Source organism: Micromonospora sp. NPDC048842 (assembly GCF_040649935.1).
Classification (GTDB): Bacteria; Actinomycetota; Actinomycetes; order Mycobacteriales; family Micromonosporaceae; genus Micromonospora; species Micromonospora hortensis.
Genome location: NZ_JBEZGK010000008.1, coordinates 214,518 through 229,509, shown reverse-complemented (window position 1 = coordinate 229,509; position 14,992 = coordinate 214,518). Strand labels below are relative to the sequence as shown.

The window sequence follows — 14,992 nt, the reverse complement described above, 5'->3', positions numbered from 1 at the left end:
CAGATTACTGGTCGGCGGGCCGGTCAGGGCGCGACGGCGATCGGGGCGTCCACCGCCAGCGGCCCGCTGTCGAGTGGCACCAGGTTCAGTCCGAAGAGGAGTTTCTGCTTGACGTTGCGGTGCCGCCCGAGGGTGCGCAGCGGCTCCTTGGTGCGTACCCCGGTCTCCTGATCGGTGGTGGTCACCACGCAGCGGTCGCACGGCCCGGCGGCCTGGAACATCCGATCGCCGATGCGCAGCCGCCGACCCACCCAGTCGTCCTCGGCCCAGGCCGGCGCACCGTCGACGACCAGGTTGGGCCGGAACCGGGTCATCGGCACCGGTTCCTCCCCCGCCTCGGCCAGCCAGTCGTTGAGGGCGTCGAGGGAGGTGGCGTTCGCCAGCAGCACCGGGTAGGCGTCGGCGAAACTGACCTGGTCACCGGTGTCGTGTTCGCGGGTCCCGGCGGCCAGGTGGCGGGTCGGCTGGGCCAGCCAGACCAGTCGGACCGGTCGGCCGAGCAGGGCACCCAGCCAGTTGTCGGCCGCTTGGCCGGCCGGCAGCGCGGGGACCGGAAAGGTACGGCTGCGGAAGGTACGGACCGCGACCGGTTCGCCGCCGGCCGGCTCGGGCACGTCGAGGTCGGGTTGCCCGTCGGCGCGCAGCGTCAGACCCCCGGGGCGCACGGCGGCACGCAGGTCGACGAGCCGGGTCGTGTCCCGCTGGGTGACGCCGACCCCGTCGGCGTCCACGACCATCCAGCGCCGGTCACCGGCCAGGCCCCACTGGTGCACGAACGCGCCGTCGTGGTCGAGCCGGTGACAACCCTTGATGGGGTACGTGTGAATCGAGGTCAGCCGCACCCGGCTACCATGCCACGCCGATCCCGTCGCCCGGGTACCAGTGGTCGGCCGGGCTCTCCCGGTAGGCGAGGAACCGGCGGCCGGTCCGTTCGGCGTGCTCGGCGAGCACGTTGGTGCTGGTGACGTTGTCGGTGAGCAGGATCGCGCCGGGGGCGAGCTTGGGCTCCACGGCGTCGAACTCACGCTTCTCGTGGGCGCGGCTGTGGTCGCTGTCGTGCAGGAACAGGTCGACCGGGCGGTCCAGCGCGCCGATCGAGGCGATCGAGTCGCCGATGACCAGGTCGACGACCTCCGACCACGGTGCGACCCGGGCGAGGTAGCCGGCTTCGGGGTTGATGTCCAGGGAGGTGACCCGGCCCGGGTGCCCCTCCTGCGCGTTGCGCAGCAGGGCGGACGCCAGGACGACGCTGCCGAGTCCCTTGTCGACACCGGTCTCGACGACGTGGGTGGGGCGGGTGGCACGGACGATGGCGTACCAGCCGATCCGCCGGGCGTAGCGGATCTCCTTGTCGGCGAGGCCGCGCCGGTCGGAGGCGGCGATCGCCGCCAGGAGGTGCTGGCGCAGGGTGTCGTCCGACTCGATCTCGCCGAGGTACGCCCGGACCTGTTTGACCGGGATGTCGCAGACCACGCTGACGAACCAGGCGAGGTGGTTGCGGCTCAACGAGGTGAGGTCGTACGTGTAGTTGTGGTGCTCGCGGGAGGTCAGCAGCCAGCGCGCCGAGCGGCGCAGCACCTTCGCGTCGTGCCGCGCGATAGTGCGGAGCCTCTTGGGAAAGGCGGCAATCGGGGCGAGTGGGGTACGCGCGACGGCCCGTCGGAGCTTGATTCGATCCACGGGTGCCGTTGTAGCAGGGTTCGGGCGGCAGCGGGAGGGTCCTCGCGAAAGCCGATGGTTACGTTGTTTCCGCCTCCCGCCGGGGCAGGAGAATAGGGCTTTGAAAGCGCTCCCGGGCCGGCGTTAACGGCAGTCCGTCCGAACGCAGGGCCTGGTTCGCCGCACCGGTCGGCAGGCATGCGATACCCGAAAGGACGAGGGTGCACGACAGGAGCATGCAATCAGTAGCATCGCCGGCATGTCTGGTGCTCAGCGGTACACCGATGCCGACACCGAATTCTTCGACCCACACGCAGTCGATCCGCAGGAGGATGTCCCGGCCGGGGGCAAGCGGCGACGTCGTGGCCCTCGCTGGCGTCGCGTCCTCGTCATCTGCCTGGTAGTCGCAGCGATCCTGGGCGGCGGCAGCATGATCGGTGGTGCCCTCTACCTCCGCTCGGTCGAGAAGGACATCGACCGGGTGGACGCCTTCGCCGACGTTCCCGAGGAGGGGCGTCCGCAGGCGGTGGCCGACGGCGCGATGAACATCCTGATCCTGGGAAGCGATTCCCGCGACCCGGAGAGCACTGGCGGCTCGCGCACGGACACCATCATCGTCGCGCACATCCCGAAGGACCGGGCCAGCGCGCAACTCGTCTCGATTCCTCGGGACACCTGGGTGAACGTGCCGAAGGCCAAGAACGGGGGGCACGGCGGCCGCGATGCGAAGATCAACGCAGCGTACGCCTGGGGTGGCATTCCGCTGATGGTGCAAACAGTCGAATCGTTCACCACGGTGCGAATCGACCACGTCATGATTGTCGACTTCGCCGGCTTCAAGGAAATCATCGACGCCTTGGACGGCGTCGACATCAACGCGGAGAAGTCGTTCACGTCGATCCACCCGCCGTTCCGCAAGTTCGAGCAGGGAATGCAGCGGATGGACGGCGAGACGGCCCTGGACTACTCCCGCCAGCGCAAACAGTTCGCCGACGGCGACTTCGCCCGCATCCGTCACCAGCAGCAGGTCATCAAGGCCATCCTCGACAAGGCCGTGTCCGGCGGCATCGTCACCAATCCCGGGCGGCTCAACTCCTTCGTCAAGGCGACCTCGAGCGCCGTGGCGGTGGACGAGAAGATGTCGCTCGTCAGTATGGCGACAGACCTGCGGAGCCTTCGCGGCCGTAACCTCACCTTCGTCACCAGCCCGACGAAGGGCACCGGCCGAGTGGGCAGCGAGAGCGTCGTCTTCGCGAACACCGAGAAGGCAAAGACCTTCTACGATGCCGTGCGCCGGGACTCCGTCGACGAGATTCTCGCCAGCGCCAAGTAACACCCGGGCCGGTGGCTGTCGCCGGCCGCCGCCTTGTCTCGAGTTACGGACCGGCCAGGTCAGCCGGCCCTCACGGGGAGGTCCACTATGTCCAATCAGCCCGCCATGTGGCATCGGCCGGTACCGGCCGATGACCGCGACGGCAGCGCCACCGACGCCCAGGGCGACGGTGAGGGGGACGACGAGGGGAGTCGCGGCGGGAGTCGCCCTCCCGCCTACCAGTTCCCCGGTTACCAGCCTGCCGGCTACCAGCCTCCCGGTTACCAGACTTCCGGCCACCAGGCCCCGGCCGTCCCGTCGCCAGCCGACCGGCGCTCGGCCCCGCAGGCACCGGCACCTGCGCCTGCGCCCGCAGAGCACGAGCCTCGCGCCGGCCTGGACACGACAGCTGTCCTGCCGTATGCCGGTTCGCGCGCCTCGACCCGGACCAGGTGGCTGCGCGCCTGGATGATGACCGCGCCGGTCGACGTCCTGGCACTGCTGACGCCGCTGGTCATCACTCAGCAGTACTGGCGCGGCACCCTGGCCATGACGGTCCTGACCGTGATCATCTTTGCCAGCGGCGGCCTCTACCGGGCACGACGGCACGTGAGCTTCCTCGACGAGGTGCCGAGCCTCTGCGGGCGTCTGCTGGCCGCCGCGTCCGCGGTCGCCATCGTCGCGGCGATGCGTCACGAATCCGCCGAGTACGTCTTCAGCTTCACCCGCGGTGTCGCCGCGTCGGCGGGGCTGGTCATCCTCGGGCGGGCTGTCACCCGCGAATTCGCCATCGTCGCCCGCAAGCGCCGGTGGGTCGAGCACAACACCATCATCGTCGGCAGTGGCCCCACCGCCGTGGAACTCGCCCGGCTGTTGCGCCGCTACCCCCAGTACGGCCTGCGCTTCGTGGGTTGTGTCGACACCCCCGACGGTCCGTCGGCGCTGCCGCTGATCGGATCCCTCGACGACCTCGACAGCCTCGTACGGCTGCGCGAGTGCGACGTGGTGATCGTCGCGGACGCGAGCTGCTCCGAGACCTCCCTCATGGAGATCCTGGCCCGGCCACGGACGGCGGAGTGCGACCTGTGGGCTGCCACCCCCCTCTGGGGGTCCCGTTCGCACGGCGACCACATCGGCGCGGTTCCGGTCGTCAGCATCGGCGACATCACCCTCTCCGGCCCGCAGTCCGCGCTCAAGCGCGCCTCGGACATCGCGTTCGCCTTGGTGGCGCTGCTCCTGCTGAGCCCGGTGCTCCTCATCTGCGCGGTCGCCACGCTCATCGACGGCGGCCCCGGCATCTTCTTCTACCAGGAGCGCATCGGTCGGCACGGCCGACCTTTCAACATCATCAAGTTCCGGTCCATGCGCCCCGTCGACGAGCACGAGTCGCAGACCAACTGGTCCATCGCCAACGACCGGCGGGTGGGGCCGATCGGTCGGATCATGCGCAGGACCTCCCTCGACGAGCTCCCGCAGCTCTGGAACATCCTCCGCGGCGACATGAGCGTGGTCGGCCCCCGACCCGAGCGTCCCTACTTCGTCGAGAAGTTCTCGGCCGAATACCCCCAGTACGCGATGCGCCACCGCGTCCCGGTCGGGCTCACCGGCTTGGCGCAGGTCAGCGGGTTGCGCGGCGACACCCCGATCTCCGACCGGGCCCGCTTCGACAACTTCTACATCGAGAACTGGTCCCTCTGGCTCGACGTCAAGGTGGTGCTCCGTACGGTGACCGAGGTGTTCCGCGCCGGCGGCCGCTGATCCGCCCACGCACCGGCACACCGCCGGGTACGGCCAACGGCCGTACCCGGCGGCCGTGTGCCGGTCGTACCCCCAAACGCATGGAGAACGCAATGCCGAACGTATCCGTCGTGATCCCCACCACGGGCCGCCCCAGCATCGCCGACGCGGTGCTCTCCGCCCGCTCCCAGCAGGGCGCATCCGTACACATCGTGGTCGTCTGTGACACCCCGGAGGTGCCGCAGACGGTGCGGAACCTGGGACAGCACATCGACCAGGTGGTCTGCACCGGCGGCGGCCGACGCGGGTCGTACGCCCGCAACCTCGGAGTCACCCACGCGATCCCGGGCAGCCACGTCGCGTTCCTCGACGACGACGACACCTGGCTGCCTACCAAACTGGCGGCACAGGTGCCCGCGCTGGAGCGGGTCGCGGCGGCCGGGTTCCGCCCCGTCGTCTCATCCCGGATCCTGCAACGCAAGGACGGCGCCGAGCCGCTGCCGACACCGGCTCCCGCCGAGGTGATCCCCGACGGCATGCTGCCGGAGGACTACCTGTTCCGCCGCCGTCACCTCGGCATCGGCCGGCAGTCGCTGCCCACGTCGACGCTCCTGACCACGTACGAGTTGGCGACCGAGTGCCGCTGGGACGAGACGCTCCCCCGACACCAGGACTGGGACTGGCTGGTTCGGGTCGCCCGGCTGCCCCGGGTGAAGATCGTCCAGGTGGAGGAGGCGACGGCCGTCTACACGGTGGGCAGCCCCGGGTCGATCTCGGCCGGCGCCGACTGGCGTACCTCGTGGCACTGGGCCCAGCGCTGGGAGGGAGTGTGGGCGCCGGGAACCTTCTCGGACTTCATCGCGGCCCAGACCCTCCGCTACGCTCTCCAGGCCCGAGACCGGGAGGGCGTGCGGGAGATGGTGCGGGCGATCCGCCGCAACTCACCTCCGTCCGCCCGGAACGCGGTGCTGGCGGCGCTCGGGCTGGTACCCCGGTCGACCCTGGAACGGGTCGCCATGCGCAAGTCGAAGGCCCCCAGCAGCCCCACTCGACCGCTTGAGACCGAACGGCCACACTGATGCGTCTGCACTTCGTACTGCCGCAGCTCGAACCGCTCTACGGCATGGAGCTGGCGGCGGCGCTGCTGATCCGTGGCCTCCAGGCCCAGGGCGTCGAGGTCTCGGCAACAGTCGTCTCCCGTGGGGTCCCCGCCGAACTGGCCGACCTGACCGTCGACACCCTGGGCCTCGGCTCCCGGATCACCCGGTTGATGGAGTCTGTTCCGCCGCTGCGGCGGCGCCTACAGAACCTGGCACCGGACGTCCAGATCGTGGCCAGCGGTCTGTGGGGCAGCGTGCCCGTCGGTGCCGCCCTCGCCGGGTCCGGCCGCAGCTACGTCGCCTGGGAGCACTCCCTGCTGCCGGAACGTCTGCGGATCGACCGACGGGTGCGCACGCTCGCCCGGTTCTCGCGGCTCAAGGGGCTTCGTCCACGGCTCGTCGTCGCCGTCTCCAACGGTGTCGCCCGCACGGTCCAGCAGTTGGCGCCGGGGCAGCCGGTGGTCACCATCAGCAACCCGATGCCGCCTCGGCCCTTCGTCGCACCGCGCGAGGTGGTGGACCACCGGCGGATCAACCTCCTCACCACTGCCGCCTTCCGCCCGTACAAGAACCACTCCTGCGCCATCTCCGCGCTGGCCCTGCTGCCGGAGGCGTACCACCTCACACTCGCCGGCGACGGCGAGGAGCGGGATCTGCTGCACGCGAAGGCCCAGGAACTGGGTGTGCAACACCGGACCTCGTTCCTCGGACGGGTGCCGGGTGTCGCCCAACTCCTTGCCGAAGCGGACCTCCTGGTCCACCCGTCTCGTGCCGAGACCTTCGGGTTCAGCCTGGTCGAGGCCGCCGAGGCGGGCCTGCCGGTGGCGGCCCTCCCGGTGCCCGCGCTGGACGAGATGATCCCGACCTTCGTGCCTGGCGCGTTGGCGGCGGACACGTCGCCGGCCGCCCTCGCGGACGCGGTGCTCCGGCTGACCGGTGCCCAGCGGCCGACACTGGCCGACTTCGAGAAGTCCTGGCATGCCCGCTGCGCGGCACTGGATCCCGCCGAGGTCGGCCGCCAGTGGGTGGAGGCGTTGAACCGGTGAGTACGCCCTCCGGTGCGGTCGGCTCCGTAGAGCCGACCGCACCGCGGCCACGGTCGCATCGGCGTCCCCCGAGCGGACGCGACACCTTCCTGAAGCGGTCCGGGAAGTTCTTCACCGGCACACTGCTACGGACCCTCGCGCAGGGCGTGCTCTTCGTCCTGCTGGCCCGAGAGATGTCGATCGACACCTACGGGCTCTTCGTCGGCGTCACCGCCCTCGTCGCCGTGGTCTCCCCGTTCGCGTCCGCCGGCGCACCGAGTCTGATCTTCCAGAGCTATGCCGAGGCCCCCAGCGAGTGGGCCCTGCACCTGATGCGGGGCCTGGTCCTGACCGTCGTCTTCGGTGTGGGCGCGACCGTGTTGGTGAGCGCGGCCGGGGTGGCGATCTGGGGTAGCGAGATCAGTGCGGTCGACATGCTCTGCCTCGCTGCCGCCGACCTGGTGGCCTGGCGGCTCATCGAGGCCGTGGCCGCGTCGGTGCAGGCCCGGGGCAAAGTCTTCGTCGCCTCGGTCATCCCCGCCCTGCTGCACGTGTTCCGGCTGGTCGGCGCGCTGTTCCTCGCTGCGGCGGACGAACCGATCTCCCTTCGGAACTGGGCTCTCACCGCGCTGGCGGTCTCCGTCGTGGTCTGTCTGCTGACGACCTGGTACGGGTTGCGCGGCGGCGGAGGCGGTTCCTGGTCCGTCGGGCCGGCGCTCAGCCAGGCCCGCAGCGGACTGCTGTTCGCCGTCGGCCTCTCCGCCCAGACGGTCTACAACGACATCGACAAGGTCATGCTGTCCCGGATCGGCACCACCGAGGCTGCGGCGATCTACGCGGCGGCCTACCGGGTGGTGGACTTCGCCTACACGCCGGCCCGGTCGATGTCCGCTGTCGCCTACCCCCGCTTCTTCGAGGTCGGACGCGAGGGACCCCGGGCGGCGCTCGGGCTCGCCCGTCGCCTTCTGCCTCGCTTCCTGATGTTCAGCGTGCCGAGCAGCCTGCTGCTGGTCGCAATGGCCTGGACCATGCCGCTGATCTTCGGACCGGAGTACGAGGCGGCGACCCTGGCACTGCAGGGCCTCAGCGCGATCCTGGTCCTGAAGTCGATCCACTACCTGGCAGCGGACGCCCTCTCTGGAAGCCGACTCCAGGGCCGTCGTACGGTGTGCCAGATCGCGGTGGGCGTCGTCAACGCGGGGCTCAACGTGTGGCTCATCCCCGCCTACGGATGGCAGGGCGCGGTCGTGTCGAGCCTCCTGTGCGACGCTCTGCTCGGCATGCTGCTGTGGGGGTGTCTCATCATCGCCCTGCGGCGACACCCGCACCGCGATGCCGTCGTCGAACCGGCAGCGGTACCTGACCGAGAAAGGGTCTGACGTGACCACCATCTTCGGTGTCCTACTGACCGTCGGTGGCGTAGCGGTGGCTCTGTGGTTGATCCGAATGCGGCGGTCCGTCGCCACCGCATTCGGCGACCCCGCATCGGCGGTCGCCCTGGTCGGATTCGCGGTGCTCACCAACGCGGCCCCGGCGCTCGCCGGCAGCCACAGCTCGATGCTTATCGGTGTGCTGGTGGTCGCCCTGCTGGGCTGGCTGGTGCTCTCTGGCCGTGGTGTCCTCAGCGGCCCGTCCGACCTGTGGCTCCGGATCTCGCTGGCGATGGCCGGCGGCCTGCTCGTCTGGTGCGCCTTCATCGACGTCGTCACCGGCACCGGGATCTACGGGTCGCGGTTGCCGGCGTACGCGGCGTCCGGGCTCCTGCTGATCGCCGTCTGGATGATGGCCGCCCGCACCACAGTCAGCGTGCGGGCGATGGCCTACACCGGGCTGGCGGTCCTGGCGCTGCTGACCATCCCGACCGCTGTGTACGGGCAGGCGTGGCGGACGTGCACCGGCGGGAAGCTGGAGAAGTGCTCGCTGGCCGGTGCGCTGTTCAAGAGCTTCTACAACTCCGAGAACTACGCGGCGATGCTGGCGTCGTTCACCCTGGTCGCCGCGTTCTGCGCGATGCGCCGCGTCGAACTGGTGGCGACGGCGTCGTTCTGCCTGCTGGTTATCGTCGCCACCGGCTCCCGCACCAGCTACCTGGCCGTCGGCGCGGTAGCCGTCTGGATGCTGGGCGCACTGCTCGTGCAGCGTCTGCGACCCAGCCCGCGGATCCCCTTCGCCCTCTGCGTGGCGCTCGTCGTCGGCGCACTGACAGCCGCCACGTATCTGATGTGGAGCGCGTCGAAGACCACGCTGAGCAACCGCGGCAACATCTGGGTCGCCGCCCGCGAGTACCTCAGCGGCCGGGAGGCCGTCGGCGTGGGCGTCTCGAAGTGGTACTACCTACAGGACATCGAGAAGGCACCGACCCACTTCTTCCACTCCGGGTACGTCCTGGTCATCTTCTCCGGCGGGCTGATCGCGCTGACCCTGTTCGGTCTGTGGATGGCCACCCTGCTGCACCGCAATGTCGAGGACGGGCACGCCTTCACCGCCAAGGCGCCGGTGGTGCTCCTCGTCGTCTACTCGTTCACCGAGGTCGTCTGGAACCCGCTGTCGGTGGACGGGCTGACCTGGATCGTCGTGCTGCTGGCCCTCACCACGTCGGCGTCGGCCGCCCCGGCCCGCACCCCGGCACCGGGGCCGGTGGACCTGGTGGACCGCCCGGTTCGGTTCGCCACCCTCAAACGGTTGACGGGACGGCACGACGCCGCCGCCGTCGCGCCGTAGTGACTAGGCAGCACCGATCGGCAGGCCCTTGAAGGCCAGCAGACCGACCCCTGTGGCGTTGACGCACCAGGGCCCGGCGTCGCCCCGGTAACTCAGCCCGGTCGCGCCATCGGCCGGGCCGGAGAGGCTCAGCACGAGCCGCCCTCCCTCGCGGTACTCGACGCCGGTGACGGTGGCGGTGCTGCCGTCGATCGTGAAGTCGGTGCCCGCGCCAGCCCGGACGGTCAGCGGGTCAACGTTACGGAGCTGAACCACCACCTGGGTACGCCGCGCGTCGGTGAAGGCGGCCGACCGAGGGTTCGGGGCGGACACGCCCCCGCTGGGGCCGCGGTGGATGTCGCGGGCCAACACGGCGAACGCCTGATCGCCCAACTCGCGGTAGCCCCCTTCCCAGGCGAAGTGGCACGCCTCCCGGCCGGTCAGAGCGCTGGTGGACAGCAGCGTCACCTTCAGAGTGTCGGCCATCCGCCGTTGCGCCTCACGCAGCGGGCCAGCGGAGGTGTTTCCGCACGGTGAGCTACCGACCTGGACGACGTAGTACCGCGTGCCCCCGTCGACCCGGAAGCCCACCTCCCGGCGCCAGTCGCTCAGCAGCGCGGTGAACCCGGCGACATGCCCGACGGCGTCGTTGTTGTCGGCCTCGCCCTGGTACCAGAACACCGCGCGGACCTCGCCGACCACGTTGGCGGCGGTGAGTCGTTGCCGCAAGCGGCCGTAGTTGGTGCGCAGGTCACCAGGGTTGCCGTCGTTGCGTTGGAAGAACGACACGACCTTGCTGTTTTCCGCGCCGTTGATCACAGCTACCGGCACCTGGTAGGTGTCCATGAGCCGGTGGGCCGCGCGAATCCCCCACTGGCCGACGGAGCCGGGCTGCCGGACCGTACCCGAGACGGCGTAGTTCCAGGTACGGTCCGCGCTGGAGAGGACCCGATCCCCGGTCGTCGAGCCGAAACTGCGGACGTACGGGGACTCCTCGCCGATCGACGATCCCCGGTAGCTGGCCGCCACCGCGTTGGACTGGCCCTGGATGACGTACACGTCGCCGGACACCACGCCCTCCCACAGGGCTGCCCGTCGGGCAACGCCGTCGCCGAGCACGTGCAACTCGAATCGGTACTCCCGCAGCGCGGCGGTGATCCGCTGCCGGAACGCGAACTCACCGCCGGCCCCGACGGGCACCGTCTCGTCCCAGGCGTCAGCCCCGCTGACGACCTTGAGGCGTACGGCCTTGACCCGTGGGTCGGTCGCCTTGCCGGCCACCGGCACGACCGCGCCGCCGGCCGCGTCCCGGGGGTACAGCTGCCGATCCCGAGGGTGCTGACCGACGGTGAGGACCGAGGCGCGGGCGTAGACCGTCAGCCGACGTTGGGTGTACGTGCCGGCGTTACCGGCTGCCGTCCAGTCGGGGTGGCCGGTGGGGGCGGTCCCGATGCCCACCGACAGCGGCTGGACGTCCGAGGTGAAGCCGTTGACCGCGAGAACCGTCTGCGGGGCCGCCGTGGCCGGGCGGGTGGCCGCGACGGTGTGCACCTGGAAGGAGCCGTACCCGATCGACGAGTACACGTCGTCGTCGGCGTCGTACCGGTCGGCGGCGGCGCCGGGGACCTGGCCGGAGTTGACCGGCCCGTACTTGTTCGGCCACATCTCCAGATAGCCGGTGAGACCGGTGCCGGTGGCCAGGCCCGGCGCATTGGTGGCGACCTCCAGATCGGCGATCCGTTGCCGGACGATCTGACCGGCCCGGGTCGGTGGGCCGAGGCGTCGGGCGTCGGTCGTGAACGGCGACATGGCGGTCCACACCCACTGCGTACCGGTGGGGCTGGTCAACTCCAGGCAGTAGCCGATCCGGTCGAACCCGCCGGCCACGGTGCCGGCCCGGTCGAACGAGAGGGCAAGCGGCCTCTTGGGGTCGTACCGCTCGGGCAGGTCGAGGGCGCTGACCGGGGTGAAGCCGGCCATACCGTGCGCGTTGGCGGCACAGCTGGTGCCGTCGATCGGCGCGATGGGCGGCGGGGTGTCCACGTCGGCGGCCGACCAGGCCGCATCCGGTGCGCCGGTCCTCGACGGCGACCAGCCGAGCACGGGGACGGCCGCCAGGAGCAACACGACCACCCCGAAGCCGATCCAGGCCGGTCGGGGCACCGATCGGAGGCGGGCCCACGGAGGGTGGGGACGAGACACCCGGGAAACCTCCACAGTGTGGGCAGCGTGTCGTGCCCAGATTAGGCGATGCGCCACACCCGACGACGCCGGCACGACCGCCGGCCGAACCGGTGCCGATCCGGGGCGTAGGTCGGCCCCGCTGTCTGAAATGATGCCCGCCATGGCCGCAACGAGCACGACAACGGCGGCGGGTAACCGCTCCGCCGGTGTCGACCTCCTCCGGATTGTCGGAATCGCCGCGGTTGTCGCGGGCCACGTCTGGAGCGACAGCCTGACCCGGGCGTCCATCTACACCTGGCACGTACCCGTGTTCTTCGTCCTGACCGGCTACTTCTGGTCGCCCGGTCGACCCCTCGGCGGGGAGTTGCGCAAGCGGTGGACGACCCTGGGCGTGCCCTACGTGGTGTGGTTCCTCCTCCTGGTCGCGGCACTGCTCGCAGCGGACGCCGCGACAGGCCAGGTCGCACCGGGAACCATCGGTGACGCGCTCTACGGCGGCACGGCTGCGGTCCGGCCGTTCTCCGCTTTCTGGTTCGTCTCGGTGCTCTTCATCGCGGCGGTCGCGTTCCGGTGGCTGGAGCGGTTCCCCGCCGCGGTCGCCTGGACGGTCGCGGTGGTCGGCCTGGTCACCGCGTACCTCGCGCCCGGCGTTGTCACCGCCGGCCCGCTCGGGCTCTTCCTGGTCCCGGCGTGCCTGGTCTTCGTGCTGGCCGGGCGGCTGCTGCGGCGACTCCGCCCGCGCCTTCCGGCCAGCGCCGGTGCGGCGTCACTCTCGATCGGCGTCGGCTTCGTGCTGCTCGGCCTCAACCGGGACCTGGACCTCAAGGCCGGCGACTTCGGCTCCCCGGTGCTGGGGGTGCTGACCGCGATCCTGATCAGCGTCGGCCTCATCCGGCTCGCGGAGGAACTCGACCTGCGCATCGGCGTGCGGGCGTCGCGGGTGATCAGTCGACTGGCCGGTTGTGGCATCGCCGTCGTGCTCAGTCACGCGGGCATCCTGTGGGTGCTGAAGACGCCCAGGTCCGGTGGGGTGCTCGACCTGGTCGCCGCTCTCGTGGTCCCCTGGGCGTTCGCGTGGATCGTCATCAGCACGCCGTTGGGCCCGTGGTTGACCGGCACCCGGATCGGCGGGTCCGCGCGGGCCGCCACCGGCGTGGCGCCTCGCCCGGGCGCCGCGCAGACGCACTAGAAACGGCTGTTGCGCCGCCGCGCCAGGAGCATCGCCACCGCCACCACGATGGCCACCGCGAGCGCGCCTCCGGCTGCGGCGATCACCGGCACGGCCCAGCTCGACCCGCCTGAATCGTCGTCGGACCCCCGGCTGTCGACGGCCGCCTGTCGATACGACTGGGCCAGCAGGTTCGTCGGGGAGTTCCGCGCGGCCTCGTCGAATCGGGCGATGGCGGTCGACTCGTCCCCGGCGAAGTACGCGTCGAGGCCGCTGCGGTACTGGTTGTCGGCCTTGCCGAGCGCGTTCGTGACGCCTGCGGCTTGGAGTAGGGCGGTCATGGCGGAGACCGGCACGACGAGGCGGTTCGCCTTGTCGGGCCGCAGAACGTCGTTGTCCAGCATGCCGACCACCCGGCCGCTCGGATCGATGGCGATCCCGCCTCGCGAGTAGAGCCCGAGATCCTCATTGATCCGGTACGGGTTCAGCGGAGTCGAGGAGTCGATTCCGGTCACGGTCACCGTCTTCGACACCACCGTGTAGGTGGCGGCGCGGAAGCTGGTGTCGGTGGTGCCGTAGCCCAGCACGAGCAGTGACGTCTCCGGGCTGACGCTGGCCGACGTGTTCAGCTCCGACGTGGGCAGGTTCTTCTGCTCCAGCTTGATCAGGGCGACGTTCCCCGCCTCGATCGGCAGGGCCCTCACGACGGTGCCGGCGATCGCTGGGCTGTCCGTCACCTCGCCCTTGGCGATGTTGAGCTGCCCGTACAGCCGGGTCTCCGGCTGGTCGCCGGCATTGGCGCCGGTCAGGACCGAGGTGCTCAACCGGCTGCGGGTGTAGGTGCTGATGTCCTTGGCTTGCAGGCTGCCCTCGGCGACGAGCCGGTTGGCCACGGCGTTCAGGGCACCCCCGACCAGGACGTCCGGAGTGGGCTGCACGCACTGGCTGTTGCTGAGGACGTACCCCTCGTGCTGGACGACCACGCCGCTACAGCGCCGGCTGAAGGTCACCGGGGCCTTGTCCAGCAGGGCGCCACCGGCCTTGTTGCGGACGTACCCGGTGAACATGACCTCCACGAAGACCATGGACGGACCGGCAACGGCCAGTGCGTGCTCCTCGGGGCTGCGCAGGGCGGCCTGCGCCCAGGGCTTGAGGCCGGGGGCGAGCGGGGTCGCGGCGGGGAAGCCGCTGGACGTGGCGGTCGGCGGGGGATCCGGCTCGCCGGGCTCATCCGAGCTGAGGGCGTAGATGCCGGCGCCCCCACCGACCACGGCCACCAGGGCCAGCGCGGCCACACCGGCCCAGAGGCCGGTACGCCGCTTGGGCGGCGCCGAGGGCTTGATCCGTCGTACCGGGGCGGCGTACGGGTCGAACGGGGGCACGTCGGCCGGTGGGCCCGACACGGTGGCCGGCGTCGAGGCGCCATCGTGGCCGGCCGGCGAGGCGGGTGCGCTCGACACCGGCGTGGCCGAGACGGGGTGGGCAGGCGGCTGGTTCGGGATCGCGGCCGACTGCACCGCCCACGGGGCATGCGGCATGTCGACGACCGGCTGCGGCGCGCCCGACACGGGCTGCGGCACACCAGAGACGGGCTGCGGCACACCGGACACCGGCTGGGGCACGCCGGACACGGGCTGCGGCACGCCGGACACGGGCTGCGGCACACCAGACACGGGCTGCGGCACACCAGACACGGGCTGCGGCACACCGGACACCGGTTGGGGAGGGGCGGAGACGGGTCGGGGGGCGGCGGGCACCGGTTGGTACTCCACGCCAAGTGCGCGGAACAGCTTCTCCGGGGCGGGTCCGGCCTCGGCGGCGTACGCCACCCAGGGCGCGGCGGCCGAGAAGTCGGCGTACGTGATCGGGGGCCCGTCGGGCGACTGGGCGAGCGCGTTCGCGACCTCGGCGAACGCCTCCCGCCAACCGGGGGCGGCGGCAACCGTCGCGTCCAGCACGGCCACGCTCACGAACCGGCCCTGCTCGTCGATGGCGGCCCAGGCCTTGCCCACTGGTGAACCGCCCAGCAAGTGGGTGAACCTGTAGGGGCCTTCCGGCTGCATGCCAACTCCTCCGCTCGACCGCCAGGCGCATGGTACCGACCGGT

The 14,992-nt window shown here is 70.8% G+C and carries 11 protein-coding genes; 7 read left to right on the top strand and 4 right to left on the bottom strand.

What is annotated here, in order from left to right:
* Positions 1-23 precede the first annotated feature (23 nt).
* Both AB0C19_RS14395 and AB0C19_RS14390 read right to left on the bottom strand, forming a co-directional pair.
* Positions 24-842, bottom strand: a complete 819-nt coding sequence (locus tag AB0C19_RS14395; RefSeq protein WP_357184485.1) for an MOSC N-terminal beta barrel domain-containing protein — start codon at positions 840-842, stop codon at positions 24-26.
* 4 nt (positions 843-846) lie between these two features.
* Entirely contained in the window at positions 847-1,680 is an 834-nt protein-coding gene (locus AB0C19_RS14390) for a class I SAM-dependent methyltransferase (RefSeq protein ID WP_357184482.1), read from the bottom strand.
* Positions 1,681-2,140: 460 nt separating this feature from the next.
* Between AB0C19_RS14390 and AB0C19_RS14385 the strand changes: the two genes are divergently transcribed.
* The 6 genes from AB0C19_RS14385 (at position 2,141) to AB0C19_RS14360 (ending at position 9,554) form a co-directional block, all read left to right on the top strand.
* Positions 2,141-2,992, top strand: a complete 852-nt coding sequence (locus AB0C19_RS14385) for an LCP family protein (protein WP_357184479.1) — start codon at positions 2,141-2,143, stop codon at positions 2,990-2,992.
* Positions 2,993-3,079: 87 nt separating this feature from the next.
* Positions 3,080-4,729, top strand: coding sequence for a sugar transferase (locus tag AB0C19_RS14380; RefSeq protein WP_357184476.1), 1,650 nt, complete (start codon positions 3,080-3,082; stop codon positions 4,727-4,729).
* Between the two features lie 92 nt (positions 4,730-4,821).
* Entirely contained in the window at positions 4,822-5,787 is a 966-nt protein-coding gene (locus tag AB0C19_RS14375; protein ID WP_357184473.1) for a glycosyltransferase family A protein, read from the top strand.
* Positions 5,787-6,854: a glycosyltransferase gene (locus tag AB0C19_RS14370; protein WP_357184470.1), complete on the top strand. Its 1,068-nt coding sequence runs from the start codon at positions 5,787-5,789 to the stop codon at positions 6,852-6,854. Before AB0C19_RS14375 ends, AB0C19_RS14370 begins: the two co-directional genes overlap by 1 nt.
* Positions 6,851-8,212, top strand: a complete 1,362-nt coding sequence (locus tag AB0C19_RS14365; protein ID WP_357184467.1) for an oligosaccharide flippase family protein — start codon at positions 6,851-6,853, stop codon at positions 8,210-8,212. Before AB0C19_RS14370 ends, AB0C19_RS14365 begins: the two co-directional genes overlap by 4 nt.
* A gap of 1 nt (position 8,213) precedes the next feature.
* Complete coding sequence (locus tag AB0C19_RS14360) at positions 8,214-9,554, top strand: O-antigen ligase family protein (protein WP_357184463.1); 1,341 nt, start codon at positions 8,214-8,216, stop codon at positions 9,552-9,554.
* A gap of 3 nt (positions 9,555-9,557) precedes the next feature.
* Here the strand turns inward: AB0C19_RS14360 and AB0C19_RS14355 are convergent, their stop codons facing one another.
* Complete coding sequence (locus tag AB0C19_RS14355; RefSeq protein ID WP_357184460.1) at positions 9,558-11,696, bottom strand: sialate O-acetylesterase; 2,139 nt, start codon at positions 11,694-11,696, stop codon at positions 9,558-9,560.
* A gap of 181 nt (positions 11,697-11,877) precedes the next feature.
* Between AB0C19_RS14355 and AB0C19_RS14350 the strand changes: the two genes are divergently transcribed.
* Positions 11,878-12,906, top strand: a complete 1,029-nt coding sequence (locus AB0C19_RS14350) for an acyltransferase family protein (RefSeq protein WP_357184457.1) — start codon at positions 11,878-11,880, stop codon at positions 12,904-12,906.
* Here the strand turns inward: AB0C19_RS14350 and AB0C19_RS14345 are convergent.
* Positions 12,903-14,948 (bottom strand): trypsin-like peptidase domain-containing protein, encoded by a 2,046-nt coding sequence (locus AB0C19_RS14345; protein WP_357184454.1) that lies wholly within the window; start codon positions 14,946-14,948, stop codon positions 12,903-12,905. The two genes, AB0C19_RS14350 and AB0C19_RS14345, sit on opposite strands and share 4 nt — an antisense overlap.
* Positions 14,949-14,992 lie beyond the last annotated feature (44 nt).

Coding starts and splice junctions, on each gene's coding strand:
- AB0C19_RS14380 (WP_357184476.1), top strand. CDS start 3,080: ATGTCCAATCAGCCCGCCATGTGGCATCGGCCGGTACCGGCCGATGAC.
- AB0C19_RS14375 (WP_357184473.1), top strand. CDS start 4,822: ATGCCGAACGTATCCGTCGTGATCCCCACCACGGGCCGCCCCAGCATC.
- AB0C19_RS14370 (WP_357184470.1), top strand. CDS start 5,787: ATGCGTCTGCACTTCGTACTGCCGCAGCTCGAACCGCTCTACGGCATG.
- AB0C19_RS14350 (WP_357184457.1), top strand. CDS start 11,878: ATGGCCGCAACGAGCACGACAACGGCGGCGGGTAACCGCTCCGCCGGT.
- AB0C19_RS14345 (WP_357184454.1), bottom strand. CDS start 14,948: ATGCAGCCGGAAGGCCCCTACAGGTTCACCCACTTGCTGGGCGGTTCA.